At 61.4% G+C, this 19,349-nt stretch carries 21 protein-coding genes; 9 read left to right on the top strand and 12 right to left on the bottom strand.

Annotated elements, in window-relative coordinates; translation table 11 throughout:
- Nucleotides 1-113 precede the first annotated feature (113 nt).
- Entirely contained in the window at nt 114-1,208 is a 1,095-nt protein-coding gene (locus tag ACOZK9_RS26490; RefSeq protein WP_058415641.1) for a calcium:cation antiporter, read from the bottom strand.
- A 192-nt stretch (nt 1,209-1,400) separates the two neighbouring features.
- Here ACOZK9_RS26490 and ACOZK9_RS26485 point away from each other — a divergent pair, with 192 nt between their 5' ends.
- The gene (locus ACOZK9_RS26485) at nt 1,401-2,354 is read left to right on the top strand and encodes an adenosine deaminase (RefSeq protein ID WP_058415640.1); all 954 of its coding nucleotides are present in this window, start codon (nt 1,401-1,403) and stop codon (nt 2,352-2,354) included.
- A 79-nt stretch (nt 2,355-2,433) separates the two neighbouring features.
- On the opposite strand, the gene ACOZK9_RS26480 is transcribed toward ACOZK9_RS26485, so the two are convergent.
- The 3 genes from ACOZK9_RS26480 to ACOZK9_RS26470 all read right to left on the bottom strand — a co-directional run bounded on the left by ACOZK9_RS26480 (nt 2,434) and on the right by ACOZK9_RS26470 (nt 5,658).
- Complete coding sequence (locus ACOZK9_RS26480) at nt 2,434-3,804, bottom strand: MFS transporter (protein WP_421556922.1); 1,371 nt, start codon at nt 3,802-3,804, stop codon at nt 2,434-2,436.
- A gap of 103 nt (nt 3,805-3,907) precedes the next feature.
- Nucleotides 3,908-4,594 (bottom strand): ArsR/SmtB family transcription factor, encoded by a 687-nt coding sequence (locus tag ACOZK9_RS26475; protein ID WP_058414629.1) that lies wholly within the window; start codon nt 4,592-4,594, stop codon nt 3,908-3,910.
- 134 nt (nt 4,595-4,728) lie between these two features.
- Nucleotides 4,729-5,658 (bottom strand): LysR family transcriptional regulator, encoded by a 930-nt coding sequence (locus ACOZK9_RS26470; RefSeq protein ID WP_058414630.1) that lies wholly within the window; start codon nt 5,656-5,658, stop codon nt 4,729-4,731.
- Nucleotides 5,659-5,775: 117 nt separating this feature from the next.
- On the opposite strand from ACOZK9_RS26470, the gene ACOZK9_RS26465 reads away from it, so the two are divergent.
- The 3 genes from ACOZK9_RS26465 (at nt 5,776) to ACOZK9_RS26455 (ending at nt 7,436) form a co-directional block, all read left to right on the top strand.
- A complete protein-coding gene (locus ACOZK9_RS26465; protein WP_058414631.1) occupies nt 5,776-6,069 on the top strand; it encodes a putative quinol monooxygenase in 294 nt (97 codons plus the stop codon).
- A gap of 25 nt (nt 6,070-6,094) precedes the next feature.
- Nucleotides 6,095-7,108 (top strand): zinc-binding alcohol dehydrogenase family protein, encoded by a 1,014-nt coding sequence (locus ACOZK9_RS26460; protein WP_152749599.1) that lies wholly within the window; start codon nt 6,095-6,097, stop codon nt 7,106-7,108.
- Between the two features lie 145 nt (nt 7,109-7,253).
- Entirely contained in the window at nt 7,254-7,436 is a 183-nt protein-coding gene (locus ACOZK9_RS26455; RefSeq protein ID WP_058414633.1) for a hypothetical protein, read from the top strand.
- A gap of 8 nt (nt 7,437-7,444) precedes the next feature.
- On the opposite strand, the gene ACOZK9_RS26450 is transcribed toward ACOZK9_RS26455, so the two are convergent.
- Nucleotides 7,445-8,638, bottom strand: a complete 1,194-nt coding sequence (locus tag ACOZK9_RS26450) for a multidrug effflux MFS transporter (protein ID WP_058414634.1) — start codon at nt 8,636-8,638, stop codon at nt 7,445-7,447.
- A gap of 87 nt (nt 8,639-8,725) precedes the next feature.
- Entirely contained in the window at nt 8,726-8,923 is a 198-nt protein-coding gene (locus ACOZK9_RS26445) for a heavy-metal-associated domain-containing protein (protein ID WP_421556921.1), read from the bottom strand.
- 159 nt (nt 8,924-9,082) lie between these two features.
- On the opposite strand from ACOZK9_RS26445, the gene ACOZK9_RS26440 reads away from it, so the two are divergent.
- The 3 genes from ACOZK9_RS26440 (at nt 9,083) to cueR (ending at nt 12,141) form a co-directional block, all read left to right on the top strand.
- Nucleotides 9,083-9,463: a hypothetical protein gene (locus ACOZK9_RS26440; RefSeq protein ID WP_058414636.1), complete on the top strand. Its 381-nt coding sequence runs from the start codon at nt 9,083-9,085 to the stop codon at nt 9,461-9,463.
- Between the two features lie 66 nt (nt 9,464-9,529).
- Nucleotides 9,530-11,731 carry a heavy metal translocating P-type ATPase gene (locus tag ACOZK9_RS26435; RefSeq protein ID WP_421556920.1) on the top strand — a complete coding sequence of 734 codons (2,202 nt, stop codon included), beginning with the start codon at nt 9,530-9,532 and terminating at the stop codon, nt 11,729-11,731.
- Nucleotides 11,728-12,141, top strand: coding sequence for a Cu(I)-responsive transcriptional regulator (gene cueR / locus ACOZK9_RS26430; RefSeq protein ID WP_421556919.1), 414 nt, complete (start codon nt 11,728-11,730; stop codon nt 12,139-12,141). Before ACOZK9_RS26435 ends, cueR begins: the two co-directional genes overlap by 4 nt.
- 72 nt (nt 12,142-12,213) lie before the next feature.
- Here cueR and ACOZK9_RS26425 read toward each other — a convergent pair whose 3' ends face one another.
- Complete coding sequence (locus ACOZK9_RS26425; RefSeq protein ID WP_058414639.1) at nt 12,214-13,113, bottom strand: PA4780 family RIO1-like protein kinase; 900 nt, start codon at nt 13,111-13,113, stop codon at nt 12,214-12,216.
- Between the two features lie 135 nt (nt 13,114-13,248).
- The gene (locus ACOZK9_RS26420) at nt 13,249-14,526 is read right to left on the bottom strand and encodes an acetyl-CoA C-acetyltransferase (protein WP_421556918.1); all 1,278 of its coding nucleotides are present in this window, start codon (nt 14,524-14,526) and stop codon (nt 13,249-13,251) included.
- Between the two features lie 109 nt (nt 14,527-14,635).
- On the opposite strand from ACOZK9_RS26420, the gene ACOZK9_RS26415 reads away from it, so the two are divergent.
- On the top strand, nt 14,636-15,988 hold the full coding sequence (locus ACOZK9_RS26415; protein ID WP_122251870.1) for a 3-oxoacyl-ACP reductase: 1,353 nt from the start codon (nt 14,636-14,638) through the stop codon (nt 15,986-15,988).
- Between the two features lie 2 nt (nt 15,989-15,990).
- A complete protein-coding gene (locus tag ACOZK9_RS26410) occupies nt 15,991-16,839 on the top strand; it encodes a MaoC family dehydratase (RefSeq protein WP_421556917.1) in 849 nt (282 codons plus the stop codon).
- 18 nt (nt 16,840-16,857) lie between these two features.
- Here the strand turns inward: ACOZK9_RS26410 and ACOZK9_RS26405 are convergent, their stop codons facing one another.
- The 4 genes from ACOZK9_RS26405 to ACOZK9_RS26390 are packed head-to-tail and all read right to left on the bottom strand — an operon-like array spanning nt 16,858 to nt 19,147.
- Nucleotides 16,858-17,415: a DUF4136 domain-containing protein gene (locus tag ACOZK9_RS26405; protein ID WP_058414643.1), complete on the bottom strand. Its 558-nt coding sequence runs from the start codon at nt 17,413-17,415 to the stop codon at nt 16,858-16,860.
- Nucleotides 17,416-17,460: 45 nt separating this feature from the next.
- Nucleotides 17,461-18,072, bottom strand: a complete 612-nt coding sequence (locus ACOZK9_RS26400; RefSeq protein WP_421556916.1) for a DUF4136 domain-containing protein — start codon at nt 18,070-18,072, stop codon at nt 17,461-17,463.
- Between the two features lie 24 nt (nt 18,073-18,096).
- Complete coding sequence (locus ACOZK9_RS26395; RefSeq protein ID WP_152747796.1) at nt 18,097-18,846, bottom strand: methyltransferase; 750 nt, start codon at nt 18,844-18,846, stop codon at nt 18,097-18,099.
- A complete protein-coding gene (locus tag ACOZK9_RS26390) occupies nt 18,839-19,147 on the bottom strand; it encodes a MazG-like family protein (protein WP_058414646.1) in 309 nt (102 codons plus the stop codon). The genes ACOZK9_RS26395 and ACOZK9_RS26390 overlap by 8 nt, the downstream gene beginning before the upstream one ends.
- Nucleotides 19,148-19,349 lie beyond the last annotated feature (202 nt).

Below are 19,349 nucleotides of genomic sequence, written 5' to 3'. Positions count from 1 at the left end.
GTGGGAGCGGGCTTGCTCGCGATTGCGGTGTGTCAGTTGAAAATACTTATCTGACACACCGCAATCGCGAGCAAGCCCGCTCCCACAAAGGGCGGCCCATATGGGTTGAGCGCTTACAGCCCGAGCAGCGACAGCATGATAAACGTCGCAAACAACACAAAATGCGTCATGCCTTCGATAGCGTTGGTTTCGCCATCGTTGAGGTTGATCGCGCTGACGATCAGCGTGATAAACACCATCACCGTTTGCACCGGCGTCATCGCCATCTGGAACGGCTGGCCCGTGTAAAGCGCCATGGCTTCCATCACCGGCACGGTCAGGATCACCGTCGACAACGACGCGCCCAAGGCGATGTTCACCACCGATTGCATGCGGTTGGCCAAGGCTGCGCGCAATGCGGTCAAAATCTCCGGCGCCGCCGAAATCGCCGCCACCACAATCGCCGTAATCACCGGCGGTGCGCCCGTACCTTCAAGGCCCAAGTCGAGGGTTTTGGACATCACTTCGGCCAGCGCGCCGATCACCACCACGCCAAACACCAGCGTACCAATCGAGAACGCCAGGTTGACCGGCGCTTCCTCTTGCTGTTCTTCCGGCTGCTTCTTGCGGCGTTTTTCCGGGTAGCTGTAGCTGAAGAAATAACTGTGCGGGCCCACCTGCATGCGCAGGAACAAGGTGTAGAGCACCACCATCGCGCCGATGGTGAAGGCCGAGTAAATTTTCCAGTCGGCCTCGGGGATAAATTCCGGCACCACCATCGACACACCCATGGCGGTGAGGATCATCACGCTGTAGGTACGCGCCGAATCATCGTTGTAGGACTGTTCGCCATGCTTGATGCCGCCCATCAGCGCAGCCAGGCCGAGGATGCCGTTAATGTCGAGCATCACCGCTGAATAAATCGTGTCGCGCACCAACGTCGGCGAAGGCTCGTTGCTCATCATGATCGCCAGGATCACCACTTCCACCAGCACCGCAGCCAGCGTCAGGATCATGGTGCCGTAGGGGTCGCCGACTTTTTCCGCCAATTGTTCGGCATGGTGAGCCACGCGCATCGACGCCATAACGATAAAGCCAATCAGCGCTAAACCGGCGAGCAGCGCCACCATCTGCCCGCTGTGCAGCATAAAATGCTCCAGCGGGTAGGCGGCGACGGCGGCAATCAGCGCCAGCAGCATGTATTTTTCTTGCTTGAGGGATGTGAGCATTCCGGGCCTTATTGAACGGTGAATCAGTCATTGATGGTGTACAGACTGCACCACGCCGCTAACGTTTCGTTACATCTTGGTTCGCACGGCCCTTGCGCGAATAAGCCAAAACTCTCCTGCTGGTCAGGTTTTGCCGATTATTTCAGCCATGGCCTGTAGAATGCCGCCATTGCACCTGATGAGAATTTAGACATGTACGATTGGCTCAACGCCCTGCCCAAGGCTGAATTGCACCTGCACCTGGAGGGCTCGCTGGAGCCTGAGTTGATGTTCGCCCTGGCCGAACGCAACAAGATTGCGCTGCCGTGGAACGACGTCGACACCCTGCGCAAGGCCTACGCCTTCAACAACCTGCAGGAATTTCTCGACCTGTATTACAAGGGCGCCGATGTGTTGCGCACCTCTCAGGACTTCTACGACCTGACCTGGGCCTACCTGCTGCGCTGCAAGGCTCAGAACGTGATCCACACCGAGCCGTTCTTCGACCCGCAAACCCACACCGACCGTGGCGTGCCGTTCGAAGTGGTGCTTAACGGCATCGCCGCTGCACTCAAAGATGGCGAGCAGCAACTGGGCATCACCAGCGGTTTGATCCTGAGCTTCCTGCGCCACTTGAGCGAAGCCGAGGCTGAAAAAACCCTCGACCAGGCGCTGCCGTTCCGTGACGCGTTTGTGGCCGTCGGCCTCGACAGTTCGGAAATGGGCCACCCGCCTAGCAAGTTCCAGCGCGTGTTCGACCGTGCCCGCCACGAAGGCTTCCTCACCGTCGCCCACGCGGGCGAAGAAGGCCCGCCCGAGTACATTTGGGAAGCCATCGACTTGCTGAAAATCCAGCGCATCGACCATGGCGTGCGCGCCATTGAAGATGAGCGCCTGATGCAGCGGATCATCGACGAACAGATCCCGCTGACCGTGTGCCCGCTGTCCAACACCAAACTCTGCGTGTTCGACGACATGGCCCAGCACAACATCCTCGACATGCTTGAGCGTGGCGTGAAGGTGACAGTGAACTCGGATGACCCGGCGTACTTCGGCGGCTATGTGACCGAGAACTTCCACGCGCTGTACACCTCGCTGGGCATGACCCAGGACCAGGCCAAACGCCTGGCGCAGAACAGCCTGGATGCGCGGTTGGTAAAGCCGTAACAGGTAAAACACAGCCCCATTAAACACAGACCAAAAATGTGGGAGCCAGCCAGCTCCCACGGTTGTTTTGTGTTGGCGATTAAAGTTCGGTGAGTTCTTCCAGGGTTTTGCCTTTGGTCTCCATCCCGAATAACCACACCACCAGCGCAGCGATTGCAAAACACAGCGCGCCCAAGGCAAACACGCCGCCCTGCCCGGTCATCGGGAACACCAAACCGGTGACCAACGGCCCGAGCAATGACCCCACCCGGCCAATCGCCGAAGCAAACCCGGAACCGGTGGCCCGCGCCGAGGTGGGGTACAACTCTGGCGTGTAGGTGTAGAGCACCGCCCACATGCCAAACAAAAAGAACTGCATCAACAGCCCCGAGGTAATCAACAGCCCCACGTTGCCGCCAAACACTGCACTTTGCCCATACAGAAACGCCATCACCCCGCCGCCCAGCAACGTCACGATACACACCGGTTTACGCCCCCAGCGCTCCACCAGCCAGGCCGCCATCAAGAAGCCTGGAATCCCGCCGAGTGAAATAATTACCGTGTAATACACTGACTGGGTCACGGCAAAACCGGATTGCTGCAACAACGCACTCAACCACGAGGTCAGCCCGTAAAAGCCGAGCAACGCAAAAAACCAGACACTCCAGATCATCATCGTGCGCTGGCGGTACTGCACTGACCACAGCTGCTGAAACGCCGAGAAAAAAGTCCCCGGCACACTTTCAACCCGTGGCATTGCCACCGGTTCGGGCAAGTCTGCGCGCCCCAGTGAATCGCGCACTTTTTGCTCAATGCCCTGCAACACCTTATCCGCCTCGGCATGCCGACCCGCCTGTTCCAGCCAGCGCGGCGACTCCGGGATAAAAAACCGAATCGCCAACACAAACACTGCCGGCACTGCCAACACCAAAAAGATGTCACGCCAACCGATCACCGGCAGCAAAAAGTACGACAGCACACCCGCCGCCACAAAACCCAACGGCCAAAACCCATCCATCAGGGCGATATAACGCCCGCGCCCCTTGGCCGGAATCAGTTCCGACAGCATCGACTGCGCAATCGGAAACTCCATGCCCATGCCGATTCCCAACAAGATGCGAAACAGCGTCAGCGTCTCCAGCGTTTGCGCCGTGGAACACAGGTAACTGGCGATGCCCCACAACACGATGCTCCATTGGAATACCGGCTTGCGACCAAAACGATCCGCCAGCATTCCGGACAAAGAAGCGCCGAGCACCATGCCAAAAAAACTCGAACTGGCGAGCAAACCGGCCTGGGCCGTGCTCAGGCCGAACTCGGTTTTGATCGAGCCCAACAGAAAGGTCATCATCGCCAAGTCCATGGAGTCGAACAAAAACGCCAGGGCGATGATGATAAAGATGATTCGGTGGTAACCGCTGATGGGCAACCGTTCCAGCCGTTCCGCTGCGCTATAGCCATGCATACCCATGCCGCACCCCCTGTGTGAAAAACCCCTCGGTGAGTGTGCGGCATCGTTTTCGCAGGTTATTGCTGGATGCGACCTGACTGATACTCTGAACGACGCTGAGCGCCTAGGCCGCAACCAATTGGTTGATGCGCGCAAGCCCGCTGTCGGTGACCAGCAAGGCGCGCGACTCGCTGACCACGCTGATCCAGCCGGACTGTAAAAAAAGTTGCAACAGCCCCGCCCCCAATGCGCCACCCAAGTGCGGTTGCTGCTGGCTCCAGTCAAAACAGTCGCAGGCAACCGGCGAGGCCAACGCCTGGGTAAAAATGCCCACCCCCGCCAGGCGTTTCACCCCTGCAACGGTAACGCCGGTACGCAGTTCATGCCGGTCGATCCAGCCTGCGGCGATCAACCGCTGGTACAGCCCGGCGGCCAGCTCACCGCCCAAGTGGCCGTGGCATAAGCGGGCTCGCCGCAAAGGCGCTGGCGCCAGCAAGGCCTGCGGCAAAACATCCGGCGTGCTGCGCGCGGCACTGGCAACGGTGGTATTGGCCAACGCGTCGATGGCGGTACTGACATCGGTGGCCGCCACGCGAAACAGCCGCTTGCCGCGCAGCGCCTCGATGCGCAGCAAACCGCCTGCGGTGAGCCTGGATAAATGCGCGATTGTCGATGCCGACGACAACCCGGCCAGCGTCGCCAGCTCCTCTGCAGACTTGGCCGAGCCGTCCATCAAGGACCAGAGTATGGCGGCGCGTTTGGGCTCGCAGAGCAAGCTGGCGATCTGGCTGATGCACGGTGCTGATTCCATGTATTCACTCCTTGTTAAATCATTTATCTGCTGCGGTTGGAACCAAAGTATAGGGGCGCAAACCCTCGATTCCGCGGCGTCTGACAGCGCAGAAAGGGACAGCACCTGAGTGAAATTTCCGGCTTTTGTGCAAGCTATTGCGCAGTGTTCAATCGCCCCGGCCATTGCGCCGTCAAATTCGCACAGCGGGACACGAGCATTTCGCGCAGCAAGTTGATCGGCTTGCTCAATTGCGCGCGATGCGCGCACAGCAGATTCAGCGGCGTATGCTCGCCGCGCAGTTCCGGCAGAATCACGCGCAAGCGCCCGGCCAGCACGTCGCAGCTCACATCCAGCCAGGATTTGTAGGCGATACCGACACCCGCCACCGCCCAGCGGCGCACCACGTCGGCGTCGTCACTGAAACGGTCACCGCTGACTGTCAGGCTGACTTCGCGCTTGCCGTCGTGAAAAGCCCAGTGGTCATGCACGCGGCTGCCGAGCATATACAGCAAGCAATTGTGCTGGGCCAATTGCTCCAAATGCCGCGGTTCGCCATACCGGGCAAGGTAGCTGGGGGCGGCACACAGCACGCGCACATTGTGTGGGGCGATAGGCAGCGCGATCAGGCTGGAGTCTTCGGGCTCGCCGTAACGCAGGGCGATGTCCACCGGCTGGCGGAACAGGTCGGCGATTCGGTCGCCCAGCAGCAGGCGTACGCTCAGTTGCGGGTACTCACGCTGGAACTCATCCAACCATGGCAACAGCTGGTTACGCCCCAAATCCGAAGGCGCCGACAGTTGCAGCACGCCGCTGACGTGGTCCTGGCCACTGGCCAATAAGCGCCGCCCCTCGTCCAGCGAGCTCAACGCGGCACGCGCGTATTCCAAAAAGCCTTCACCTTCAGCGGTCAGGCGCAGGCTGCGGGTGGAGCGTGCCAGCAGGCGCGCGCCGAGTTGCTGCTCGATGCGTTTCAAGGCCGCGCTGGCCACCGCAGGCGACAGGTCCATGACCCGCGCAGCGGCCGACAAACTGCCCAAGTCGGCGGCGCGCACAAACAACTGCAAATCATCAAAACGCAGCATGCATCCGCCTCATTATCAAAATTCCATTGAAACAGACTGCTGTTTTAGCGGCTTTTATCTTCGCGGGAAATAGCCAATTATCTGCCCATCCCGTTCATTACGTGTCAGGAGTTGAATATGCCCACTGCGTTTAACGTTATCGCCACGCTGATCGCCAAACCCGGCCAACACGCCACGCTGGAACCCATGCTGCGCGAACTGCTGGAGCCGACCCGGGTAGAACCCGGTTGCGAGCAATACGACCTGTACCAAGACCTGAAACACCCCGAGACCTTTTACATGCTCGAACGCTGGAGCGACGACGCGGCGCTGGCCGATCACGACCAAAGCGCGCATATCCTGAGTTTCCGCGCCAAGGCCGCCGACGTGCTTGAACACGTCGACATCAAGCGCCTGAACTTCCTCGCCTGATCACCGCCCTTTTCCCGGAGCCCTCATGAAAGCTATTGCCTACTACGCCTCACTGCCGATCACTGACGCAAAATCCCTGCAAGATATTCAACTGCCCGAGCCGGTCGCTGGCCCGCGCGACCTGCTGGTGGAAGTCAAAGCCATCTCGGTCAACCCGGTGGACACAAAAGTGCGCCACAACGTCGCCCCGGAAAATGGCGACCCCAAGGTACTGGGTTGGGACGTGGCCGGTGTGGTCAAGGCGGTCGGCAGTGACGTGACACTGTTCAACGTCGGCGACAAGGTCTACTACGCAGGTTCCCTGGTGCGCCCCGGTGGCAACAGCGAACTGCACACGGTGGATGAACGCATCGTCGGCCATATGCCCAAGAGCCTGAGCTTCAGCGACGCCGCCGCGCTGCCGCTGACCGCCATCACCGCCTGGGAATTGCTGTTTGAGCGCCTGCAAGTGCGTGAAGGCAAAGACGACGAGGGCCAGAGCTTGCTGATCGTCGGCGCCGCCGGCGGTGTGGGTTCGATCCTGACCCAATTGGCCAGCCAACTGACTGCGCTGAAAGTCATCGGCACCGCCTCGCGCCCCGAAACCCAGGCATGGGCCAAGGCACTCGGCGCCGACCTGGTGATCGACCACAGCCAGCCGTTGAGCGAAGCGCTGAAAGCGGCCGGCCACCCGCACGTCACCCACGTTGCCAGCCTGACCCAGACCGACCATCACTTGAGCCAATTGGTGGAAGCCCTGGAACCTCAAGGCAAACTGGCGCTGATCGACGATCCCAAAGCGCTGGATGTCAGCTCACTCAAGCGCAAGAGCCTGTCATTGCACTGGGAGTTCATGTACACGCGCTCGATGTTCGAGACGCCGGACATGATCGAACAGCACCACCTGCTCAACCGTGTAGCGGAACTGATCGACGCCGGCACCTTGAAAACCACGGTAGGCGAACACTTCGGTGTGATCAACGCAGAAAATCTGCGCCGCGCCCACGCGCTGCTGGAGAGCGGCAAGGCCAAGGGCAAGATCGTGTTGGAAGGGTTTTAAAAAACGGCTGTCAGTGTCGTCTGTTATTGCTGTGGGTAATGGACGACACCGCTAGTCAGAGAGTTGATCTTTGTAATATGTGTGAACGCGTACGGGTTTATATTGGCCGCCTTTGCCACGATTCTTTTACGTAAGGAAGTCAGCAATGAAAATCCTGATAAAAGCGTTAGCAAAATCCCCCGGCGCCAAATGGCAGGTTCGTCTCGACGGCGACGCGTTCACCTTCCGCAGCGAGGCCGAGGCCCGCGCCTTCGCCGACACCCTGCAAGCGCGTATCCAGGCGCCCCATCGTTTCCCGCTTGGCCAGCAACGCTCCGCCGCTGGCTGACCCGCCGTTCAGACCTGCGCTTGCGCGGCTCTCGCCCGTTGCAGGCGCTGGGTCGACACGGCCACCGTCACCGCCAACACACCGCACAAGCTGATGACCATCGCCATCGGCATCGCCGTGCCGTCGTGCAACACGCCGACCAATGACGCCGCCCCGGCCGCCACACCGAACTGAATGCAGCCGAGCAATGCCGAGGCACTGCCGGCGCGAGCACCTTGCCCGCTCATGGCGCAAGCCGAGGTGTTCGGCAAAATACAGCCCAAACTGGCGATGCAAATAAACAGCGGCACCAGCAATGGCCACAGCGCGTCGGTGCGCAAGGCGGTGACACCGAGCAAGGTTAACGCCGCCAGCACATACACCCACACGGTGCGCGAGAGCAAAAACGCCGGGCCGCGTTTAGCCAGCAACCGCGCGTTCAACTGCGCCACCAAAATAAAGCCCGCAGCGTTGGAGCCAAATACCCAGCCGTAATGCTCGGCAGGCACGCCATACAATTTGATGAAGACGAACGGTGAACCGGCGATGTAGGCAAACATCCCGGCAATCGAGATGCCGCCGGTCAGGGCGTAACCGAGGTAAACCCGGTCCGAGAGCAGCCCGGCATAGCGGCGCAGCGAGCCGGACAAAGGCTGGCGCGGCTTGTCGGCCGGGAACGTTTCGGGCAACCCGACCGCCACCGCGATGGCCGCCATCACGCTGAACATCGACAACGCCAGAAAAATCGATTGCCAGCCCCACAACCCAACCATCACCCCGCCCGCCAGCGGCGCGAGGATCGGCGCCAGGCCGGTCACCAGCATCAGTTGCGAATACACCTTGGCCGAGCCCACCGCATCACATTTATCGCTGACCACTGCCCGCGAAATCACCATGCCCGCACAACCGCCGAGCGCTTGCACAAAACGCGCGCCGATCAGCCACTCCAACGACGGCGCGTAGGCGCAGGCAAAGGACGCCAACGTAAACAGGACCACACCGCTGAGCAGCGGGCCACGCCGACCAAAGCGGTCGGCCAGCGGGCCGTAGACCAATTGGCCAATCGCCAGGCCGCCGAAATACACCGCAAGGGTCAACTGGATATGTTTTTCGTCGGTTGCAAAGGCCGTCGCCATGGCCGGGAAGCCTGGCAGATAAAAGTCGATCGCCAGCGGCGCAAAAGCGCTCAAGGCGCCCAGAATCAGGATTATGCGGAGGTTCATCAGACACCCAAGTGAGTCGGCAGCCCGACAGTCTAGCCGCGCTTGGGTGCCGTGAACATAACGATAGCTCGCTAACTATCAGAAACTTCAAACCGGCGTGGCGGTGTAGCCTTCTTCGCTGATCAGGCTGATCACTTGGTCGGCAAACAGGCGACTTTCAACCGCGACTGTTTTCGCCGCCAGGTCGACGTTCACGCTCGCCGTCGGGTCCTGGCTGTGCACCGCCTGGGTTACCGCCCGAACACAATGGCCGCAGGTCATTCCTTCAACGCTGAATACGTGCATCACATGACTCCTTTAATGAGGGTGAGCGCAGTGTCGACCTTGCCACGATGGCAAGGTCAAGCGTCTAAACGTAGCGCTTAAACGATGCGCCGGGCTGGTATTCGGTCGCAGCCTCGGCCAAGCTTCATTTCTCTTGGATATGAATCATGGAGCATTGCCATGCGCTGGTCGTTTTTTAGCCTTATCGGCCTGTTGAGTTTGTCTGCCGCTGCGCCCATGGCGAGTGCCGATCAAGACTATGCGGTGCTGATCATTTCCCGCGAGCGCCTTGAAGTGCCGACCAACTGCGAAATCGGCCTGTACATTCAGGACCAACTGGCCGGGCGCCTGTTCCAGGAACAGTCCACCTCGTTCAACTTGCCCGCAGGCGACGTGTCGCTGCGCCTGAAGTTGCTGCCGGGGCAATCTGCCGGCTGCCTGCCGGGCCTGCTGGCGCCACCGGCGCAGAACATCACGCTGAAGGCCGGTGATGTGCGCAAGTTGCGTATCGCCCAAGGCCCGGACGGTATGTACCTGAAACCTGCCGCGCTGGAATATTAAACACGCTTGACCTTCCCCACAGGTCAAGGTTGATCATAAGGGCAACTTCTCTCGGAGAGCTGCCCCATGACCCGACCCACCACGTTTGATCTGCCGATCAGCGGCATGACCTGCGCCAGTTGTGCTGGCCGAGTCGAACGCGCGCTGGGCAAGGTGCCGGGGGTGCAAAACGTCAGCGTCAACCTGGCCAACGAACGCGCACATGTCGACGTGCTGGGCCAAATAGACCCCAACGTATTGATCGCTGCCGTCGACAAAGCCGGCTACACCGCCACCCTGCCGCACAGCCAAACCGCCACCGATGCCAGCCAAACTCGGCGATTGCAGCGCGAGCGCGGGTGGCTGTTGCTCGCCATTCTGCTGGCGCTGCCGCTGGTAGTGCCGATGCTGGCAGCACCGTTCGGGCTGCACTGGATGCTTCCCGCCTGGGTGCAGTTTGCATTGGCCACGCCGGTGCAATTCATCGTTGGCGCGCGCTTCTATACGGCGGCCTGGAAAGCCGTGCGGGCCGGGGCTGGGAATATGGATGTGTTGGTGGCCATCGGCACCAGCGCCGGTTATGGCCTGAGCCTCTACACATGGCTCAGCGCGCCAGCGCGCACTGCGCCGCACCTGTATTTCGAAGCGTCCGCCGTGGTCATCGCCCTGGTGCTGCTGGGCAAATACCTGGAGAGCCGCGCCAAACGCCAGACCGCCAGCGCCATTCGTGCCCTCGAAGCCCTGCGCCCGGAACGCGCGATTCGCCTGCGCGACGGGCGCGAAGAAGACGTCGCGATCAGCGCGTTAAGGCTTGGTGATCAAGTGGTGGTCAAACCCGGCGAGCGCTTTCCGGTGGACGGCGAGGTGCTGGACGGCCAAAGCCATGCGGACGAGGCGCTGATCAGCGGCGAAAGCCTGCCGGTGCCGAAACAGCCCGGCGACCCAGTCACCGGCGGCGCCATTAACGGCGAAGGCCGTTTGCTGGTGTGCACGCGGGCGTTGGGCGCAGAAAGCGTACTGGCACGCATCATCCGTTTGGTGGAAGACGCCCAAGCGGCCAAGGCGCCGATTCAGGCACTGGTGGATAAAGTCAGCCAGGTATTCGTACCGGCGGTGCTGGTGCTGGCGTTGATCACGCTGGTGGGTTGGTGGCTCTACGGCGCGCCGCTTGAGAACGCGATCATTAACGCGGTGGCGGTGCTGGTGATCGCGTGCCCGTGCGCACTCGGCCTGGCCACGCCCACCGCGATCATGGCCGGCACCGGCGTCGCGGCGCGCTACGGCATATTAATCAAGGACGCCCACGTGCTGGAGCGCGCGCATGCAGTGAGCGCGGTGGTGTTCGACAAGACCGGCACACTCACCTGCGGCGCGCCGAAAATCGCCCATCTGGCGGCAGTCGATGGCGATGAGCGCCTGCTGTTGCAACAGGCCGGCGCGCTGCAACGCGGCAGCGAACACCCGTTGGCCAAGGCCGTGCTGGAGGCCTGCCGCGAGCAAGGGCTAAGCCTGGCGAATGTGAGTGCCAGCCAAGCCCTGGCCGGGCGTGGCATTGCTGGCACACTGGATGGCAAGCAACTGGCGCTGGGCAATCGCCGCATGCTCGAAGAACACGCGTTGAGCGCCGGGGACCTGGGCGCTAACGCAAGCCAGTGGGAAGCCGAAGGCCGCACGTTGTCGTGGCTCATTGAGCAAGGCGCACAACCGCGTGTGCTGGGGGTTTTCGCGTTTGGCGACACCCTCAAGCCCGGCGCCTTGGCGGCCGTGCAGCAACTGCGAGCGCAGCACATCAGCAGCCATTTGCTGACCGGCGACAATCGCGGCAGTGCACGGGTAGTGGCCGACGCGCTGGGCATCGACGACGTACACGCCGAAGTACTCCCGGCCGACAAAGCCGCCACGGTCGCCCACCTTAAACAGGGCGGCGTGGTGGCGATGGTCGGCGACGGCATCAACGACGCCCCGGCCCTGGCCGCCGCCGATATTGGCATCGCCATGGGCGGCGGCACCGATGTGGCCATGCACGCAGCCGGTATCACCTTGATGCGCGGCGACCCGCGCCTGGTGCCGGCCGCGCTGGAGATCAGCCGCAAGACTTACGCAAAAATTCGCCAAAACCTGTTCTGGGCCTTTGTGTATAACTTGATCGGTATTCCCCTGGCCGCGTTCGGCCTGCTCAACCCGGTGCTGGCCGGTGCGGCAATGGCCTTGTCCAGCGTGAGTGTGGTGGGCAATGCGTTACTGTTAAAAACCTGGAAACCCAAGGATTTGGAGGATCAACGCCCATGAATATCGGCCAGGCCGCTCGCCACAGCGGGTTGAGCGCAAAGATGATTCGCTACTACGAGTCCATCGGTTTGCTCAACGCTGCGCAGCGCACCGACAGCGGCTATCGCGTGTACAGCGCCGACGACTTGCACACGCTGGCGTTTATCAAGCGTTCGCGGGATTTGGGGTTTTCTTTGCAGGAAGTCGGCAAGTTGCTGACGTTGTGGCAAGACCGGCAACGCGCCAGCGCTGACGTGAAAGCCTTGGCGCGGGGGCATATTGAAGCGCTGAATCAGAAGATTCGCGAGTTAGGGCAACTGCGCGATACGTTGCAGGACTTGGTAGAGCACTGCCAGGGAGATCACCGGCCCGATTGCCCGATTCTCAAGGAGTTGGCTTCAGGTAACTGCTGCCTGACTGAATCCAACTGAATAAGTGCAAGACAAACGGTGGGAGGGGGCTTGCTCCCTCCCACCGTTTTTAGATCTTCCTGTACCTGAAGCTCACTGCATCCAGGGCGGTGGCGGTGGCTCGTCCGGTACTTTGCTCTGTGGCACATCATCCGCCGCGCGAATCGCTTGGCGACGCTCGTCATCCAGCCGTGCCGCTTCGATCTCGCGGATCACGCCATCAACGTCCGCCAACTCTTCCGGCTCGTCGAACTCGCCGGTCAAGATGCTCGCCGGGTGCAAGGTGCCGGCTTCGTACAACGCCCACATTTCCTTGGCGTACTTGGTCTTCTTAAGCTCCGGGGCAAAGCGCCCGAAGTAGGAAGCCATGTTGCCCACATCGCGCTCCAGCATGCTGAACGCGTGGTTGTTGCCCGCAGCATCGACCGCTTGTGGCAGGTCGATAATCACCGGGCCGGTCGGCGTGAGCAGCACGTTGAACTCGGAGAGGTCACCGTGCACAAGGCCGGTACACAGCATCAGCACGATCTGCGAAATCAGGAAGGCGTGGTATTCGCGCGCCTGATCGGGCTCCAGCGTCACATCGTTCAGGCGCGGCGCAGCATCGCCGTACTCGTCGGCCACCAGCTCCATCAACAGCACGCCTTCAAGGAAGTCGTAAGGCTTGGGCACGCGAACGCCCGCACCGGCCAAGCGGAACAGCGCCGCTACTTCAGCGTTCTGCCAGGCATCTTCGGTTTCTTTCTTGCCGAATTTGGAGCCCTTGGCCATCGCCCGGGCCTGGCGACTGTTACGCACCTTACGGCCTTCCTGGTATTCGGCCGCCTGACGAAAGCTTCGTTTATTCGCCTCCTTGTAAACTTTGGCGCAACGCAATTCGTTGCCACAGCGCACCACATAAACAGCTGCTTCTTTACCACTCATGAGTGGGCGCAGCACCTCGTCGACCAGACCGTCCTCGATCAGGGGTTCAATGCGTTTAGGAGTCTTCATCAGCTTTTATTGTGGGTCCTTTATTACCAAATACGCGTATGGCACTCGTTATACGGCAATCCACTCGCCGGTGGGAGGGGCTACCGACCTTTGACGCGTTAAGAATGCATTCAATATGCCAATTTTTTGCTTGATTCAGCGCTCGATAATCGCCGTGACACCCTGCCCGCCAGCGGCGCAGATCGAAATCAGCCCGCGCCCCTTGCCCGCCGCGTCGAGCAACTTGGCCAAGTTGGCGACGATACGCCCGCCGGTGGCGGCAAACGGATGACCGGCGGCCAGCGAACTGCCCTTGACGTTGAGCCGGCTGCGGTCGATGGCGCCCAACGGCGCGTCCAGGCCCAGACGCGTCTTGCAATAGTCGGCATCTTCCCAGGCCTTGAGCGTGCACAACACCTGGGCGGCAAACGCTTCGTGAATCTCGTAGTAATCGAAGTCCTGCAAGGTAAGGCCGTTTCTCGCCAGCAAACGCGGCACCGCGTACACCGGCGCCATCAACAAGCCTTCGGCGCCGTTGACGAAGTCTACTGCTGCGGTTTCACCGTCACGCAAATACGCCAGAATCGGCAAACCGCGCTCCTTGGCCCAGGCTTCACTGCCCAGCAGCACCAACGCCGCACCATCGGTGAGCGGCGTCGAGTTACCGGCCGTCAGCGTGCCCTTTTCGCTGCGCTCGAACGCCGGTTTAAGGCTGGCAAGTTTCTCCAGGGTCAGGTCGGGGCGCAGGTTATTGTCGCGGGTAAGGCCAAGAAACGGCGTGAGCAAATCGTCGTGCCAGCCTTCGGCGTAGGCCGCGGCCATTTTCTGGTGGCTTTCCAAGGCTAACTGGTCTTGCTCGGCGCGCGGAATCTGCCAGGTTTGCGCCATCAACTCGCAGTGCTGGCCCATCGACAGGCGCGTGCGCGGCTCGCCGTTGCGCGGCAACGCCGGCTTGAGGTGTTGTGGCCTAAGTTGTAACAAGACTTTTAATTTATCCGCCATGGATGTGCTGCGGTTGGCGTGCAACAAGAGCTTGCGCAGCCCTTCATTTATCCCGATCGGCGCATCGGAGGTAGTGTCGACGCCGCCAGCAATACCGCATTCAATCTGCCCCAAGGCAATTTTGTTGGCCACCAGCAACGCAGCTTCCAGGCCGGTGCCGCATGCCTGCTGAATATCGTAGGCTGGCGTTTGTGGCGAGAGGCGCGAGCCCAGCACGCATTCGCGGGTCAGGTTAAAGTCGCGCGAGTGCTTGAGCACCGCACCCGCCGCCACTTCGCCGATGCGCAGGCCGTGCAGGTTGTAGCGCTCGATCAAACCCTCCAGGGCAGCGGTCAACATCGCCTGGTTGCTCGCCGTGGCATAGGGGCCGTTGGAACGGGCGAAGGGGATGCGGTTGCCGCCTATAATCGCTACACGGCGCAATTGAGTCATGGAAAACTCCCTGAAGGTTGTGGGTTGAGTCTTTGAGACTAGCCTCAATCGAACGACTTTCACCTATCGATGGTCCACCGTTTGAACCCCAGCACTCGGAGAGCGTTCCATGTCTGACCGTTATATCGACTTCGCCAACTCAAGCCTCGGCCAACGCCTGGTCGCCGCCATTGGCCTGCCGTCACCGGTACGCCTGGAACGCTGGCAAGCCGGGCGCCTGCGCCCCGTGGAAGGCGCGCTGCTGCTGGGCGGTGGCGAACTGGCGGCCAAGGTGCTGCCCTTTGCGAACAAGCTCACCGACGCGATTTACAGCTACGGCCCTGCACCGCTGGCGGCGCCCGCGTGGATTCCGGGGCACGGCCCCAAGCTCAAAGCCGTGGTGTTCGATGCCAGCGCTTTGCAGCACACCGACCAGCTCAAGCAACTGCGCGAATTCTTTCAACCGCTGCTGAAAAATCTCGATCACAGCGCGCACGTGGTGATCCTTGGCCGTGCACCGGAAAGCCTCACAGACCCGTTCGCCGCCAGCGCCCAGCGCGCGCTTGAAGGGTTCAGCCGTTCATTGGCCAAGGAATTGCGCAGCGGCGGTGTGCTGCAGTTGCTGTATGTCGGCGACGGCGCCGAAGACCAACTGGAAGGCGCGCTGCGGTTTTTTCTGTCGCCGAAAAGCGCGTATATCTCCGGCCAGGTAATTCGCCTGCAGGCGTGCGCCACGCCGGTTGAGGACTGGACGCGCCCGCTGGCCGGGCGCCAGGCACTGGTCACTGGCGCCGCCCGCGGGATTGGCGCCGCCATCGCTGAAACTTTGGCGCGCGACGGCGCACAGGTCATCGTGCTCGACGTGCCCCAGGCCAAGGCCGACCTCGAAGCCCTGGCCGCGCGCCTCGGTGCCCGCGCCATCGCGCTGGATATTTGCGCTGAAGACGCTGCCACGCAGTTGATCGAACACCTGCCGGACGGCATCGACATCGTGGTGCACAACGCCGGTATCACCCGCGACAAAACCCTCGCGAACATGACCCCGGAGTACTGGGACGCGGTGCTCGCGGTCAACCTCAACGCGCCACAAGTGCTGACCAAGGCGCTGCTGGACAGCGGCACGCTGCACGACAACGGCCGCGTGGTGCTGCTGGCCTCCATCAGCGGCATCGCCGGTAATCGCGGGCAAACCAACTATGCCGCGAGCAAGGCCGGTTTGGTCGGCCTGGCGCAAGCGTGGGCGCCGTTGCTGGGGGAACGCGGGATCAGCATCAATGCGGTGGCGCCGGGTTTTATCGAAACCCAAATGACCGCGCACATCCCGTTTGCCCTGCGTGAAGCCGGGCGGCGCATGAGTTCGCTGGGCCAGGGCGGCTTGCCGCAAGACGTTGCCGAGGCGGTGGCCTGGCTCGGCCAGCCGGGTTCCGGTGCGGTCAGCGGCCAAGCGCTGCGGGTGTGCGGGCAAAGTCTACTGGGAGCATAAACATGGATTGGCAGACGTTAGGCAGTACGCCGTTGTTGCCGCCGTTGTATTGGCGCGCGGCGCTCAAGCGCAAGATCACCGGCATTACTTTGCCCGAACAGGGCTTGCGTTGCCGCGTGCGGGTGAACTCCACGGACGTGGCGGCCTACCGTAAAGTCTGCGGGTTTGCCGACAGCCCCATGCTGCCGGCGACGTATCCGCACATCCTCGCGTTCGGCCTGCAGATGCAACTGCTTACCGCAAAAAACTTCCCGTTCCCGCTGCTCGGGCTGATTCACCTGAGCAACCGTATCCGTATCCATCGGCCTTTGGGCGCCGTGAGTGATTTGACGGTGGCGGTGCACGCACAAAACCTGCAGCCACACGCCAAGGGCGCCACCTTTGAGGTGGTCACCGCCGTGGTCGACTCGCTCGGCCCGCTGTGGGAAGCCGAGAGCCGCATGCTCTGCCGGGGTGTAAAACTTGATGGCACGCCCACCGATCACACAGTGCCCAGCCCCACGCAGGTCAGCCACTTGACCGGCTGGAAGGCACCTGCCGACATTGGCCGGCGTTATGCCAGAGTGTCCGGCGATTACAACCCGATCCATCTGAGCGCACTGACCGCCAAACTATTCGGTTTTCCACAGGCCATCGCGCATGGCCTGTGGAACAAGGCGCACACCCTCGCCGTGATGGGCGAACACCTGCCTGCGGCGAATATCGAAATAGTCGTCGAGTTCAAAAAGCCGGTACGCCTGCCGAGTGAAGTGACTTTACTCAGCAGCGCGCCCGGCTCCAGTGGCGAACTGCTGTTAAAGGGCGCGGGCGATATTGAACACATGGTCGGCCGGTGGCGGCCGATTGCTTGAATACTCACCGGCCACGGTTTAACGCGGTGGGTAGTTGGAGAGGATTTTAGCCACGGTGGTGCGAATCGCATTGCTGCGGTCCTGCGGGTTGGGCGAGCTGGCCATCATCTGCTCGTCACTGCCGCGCCACACCAGCTTGCCGTCTTTGCCATCCAACAGGTCGATCTGCAGGGTCGCGACTTTGTAAGTGACATTGCGCGTTTCGTTGTACACCGGCGCGCCCCAATAACCATTCCACGGGCCACCCCAAGCGCCGCCGTAGTTGGTGGTGACTTGCTGCTGGCGATCTTCGACGATCAGGTAGGCCTGTATGTTCAGGTCGGCCTTGGCGCCTGCCGCTGCGGGGCGCAAACCGCGCTGGTCGAGTTGCTCGCCCACGGCCTGGCGCACACGTTGCTCGGTGAGGTCACTCTCGATGCGTGGATCATCCGGGCGATATTGCAAGGCCGGGCTTTTCCAGGCCCAACTGCGGTAGGCACCGAAATCACGGCTGGCGTCAAAATCGTGGTTAACCTGGCTGGTCTGGCAACCCCCCAACAACACAACAACAGCCAGTGCAGCGATGCGACGAAGCATGGTGTTTCTCCAAAAGACGATGTAAGCCTGAGATAAGAATAGCGGCTAACTGGGCGGGTAAGCGGTCATGGCCTTCTGCATCGCCTCGCGCAATGCATCAGCGCGCTCACTCAGGCTGCCCTGGCTGGCGGTTTCGGCGCTGGTGCTCCAGACCGGCTGGCGGGTGCGCGCGTCAAACAGGCTGATACGTGCCACCGCTACCGTCACTTCATAAGTGCGCACGATTGGCACCGTGTTGTACATGCCATAGCCGTTGCCATAGCGGTTATACCCGCCATACCCGCCGCCACCATAGGCGTAGTCGTCCTGAACTTGCCTGAGGCGCTTTTCGATGCGCACGTCGGCGCTGACCAACAGGTCGGGCGCGCGGTTGTCATGCAGCGGGCGCAACCCGCGCTGGTCGAGGGCGCCGCTGACCGCTTCGGCAATTTGCGCCGAGTCGGCCCACGCCGTGCCCGCAGGCAGTTGGCCGTTCAGCCAGCCCCAACTGCGGTAGGCGCCATAGTCACGCACCGGCGCCGGGTAGGCGCTGGCATCAAAGGTATTTGCCGCCTGGATCGGCGCGGGCGGTATCGGCGCCGACGCGGCCACATAAGGGTTGGGGCTGGAGCAGGCGCTCAGCCCCACCGACAACAGGATCAAACAGAGACGACGCATTTCGACCTCCGCAAACTGGGCCGCTTAAACCGGACGGCATATCCAGTGTAAATAACGCCCAAGCCCGGCAAAGCTTGGATGACGACGGTGCGCGAGTTCCATCTCCAACACGCCCTGTAAATCGGCGCGGGCCTGGAATTCCACCGGCATATAGTCGTGGAACACCCGCACGCCACTTTGGCTTTCGACCTGCCAAAGCCCTTCGAGTTGCGCCGCCAACTCGCGCGGGTCGAGCGGTTGTTGCGGCGTGAGGCTCTGCTTTTCGCCGGCCATATCGTTCTTGCGCATCTTGCGGAAGTGGCCTTTTAGCAAGTTGCGATAAATCAGCGCATCGCGGTTGTAGAACGCCAGCGACAGCCAGCCACCAGGCACCGTGAGCTGGTGCAACACCGGCAATATCGCATGCGGTTCGGCCAGCCATTCCAACACCGCGTGGCACAGCACCAGGTCGTAGGGCTCGGTAAGTTGGCCGAGCAGTTCTTGCCACGGCGCATGAATAAACGTAGCTGTCTGCCCGGCCTCGGCAAACCGCTGGCGCGCGCCTTCAAGCATCGGCTCAGCCGGTTCGGCCAACGTTACCTGATGGCCACGTTCGGCCAGCCACAGCGACATATGCCCCAAGCCCGCGCCGATGTCCAGCACACGCAACGGGCGGTCCGGCAGGGCTTCGATCAGGTCGGCCTGCAGCACCGCCAAGCGAATCGCGCCCTTGGCACCACCGTAGATTTTTTCGGCAAAGCGCGTGGCCAACTGGTCGAAATGACGATCACTCATGGGCAAACCGCCGTTCGCTGTCGGCCAGTTTGGCGCGCACCACCTCGTTCATGTCCAGGCCCAACTCACTGCACAGCAACAGCAGGTAAAGCACAATGTCGCCGACTTCCTGCCCGGCATGCGCCAGCTTGTCGGCGGGCAACTGGCGCGACTGGTCTTCGGTCAGCCATTGGAAAATTTCCACCAGCTCGGACATTTCGACGCTGGCGGCCATGGCCAGGTTTTTCGGGCTGTGAAATTGCTTCCAGTCGTTGGCATCGCGGATACGGTGCAGGCGTTCGGTGAGGTGTTCAAGGTTCATGCGGGGGCTCCTGAAGGTGTATAGCTTCGGGGGGATCAGGGATGAAGGCAAGTGAATCCCTTGGGCATATTCAGGTTGTTTGCTGCAGGCCTCCAAGACCACAATCCCCCAAGCAGAATGCATTCAAACTGTGGGAGGGGGCTTGCTCCCGATGGCGGTGGGTCAGTTGAAAAATATTTATCTGACCCGCCGCCATCGGGAG

It is taken from the genome of Pseudomonas kitaguniensis (assembly GCF_049199985.1).
GTDB classification, from domain to species: Bacteria; Pseudomonadota; Gammaproteobacteria; order Pseudomonadales; family Pseudomonadaceae; genus Aquipseudomonas; species Aquipseudomonas kitaguniensis.
Note: the sequence above shows the minus strand (reverse complement) of the source record. Positions and strands in the feature narration are given on the sequence as shown.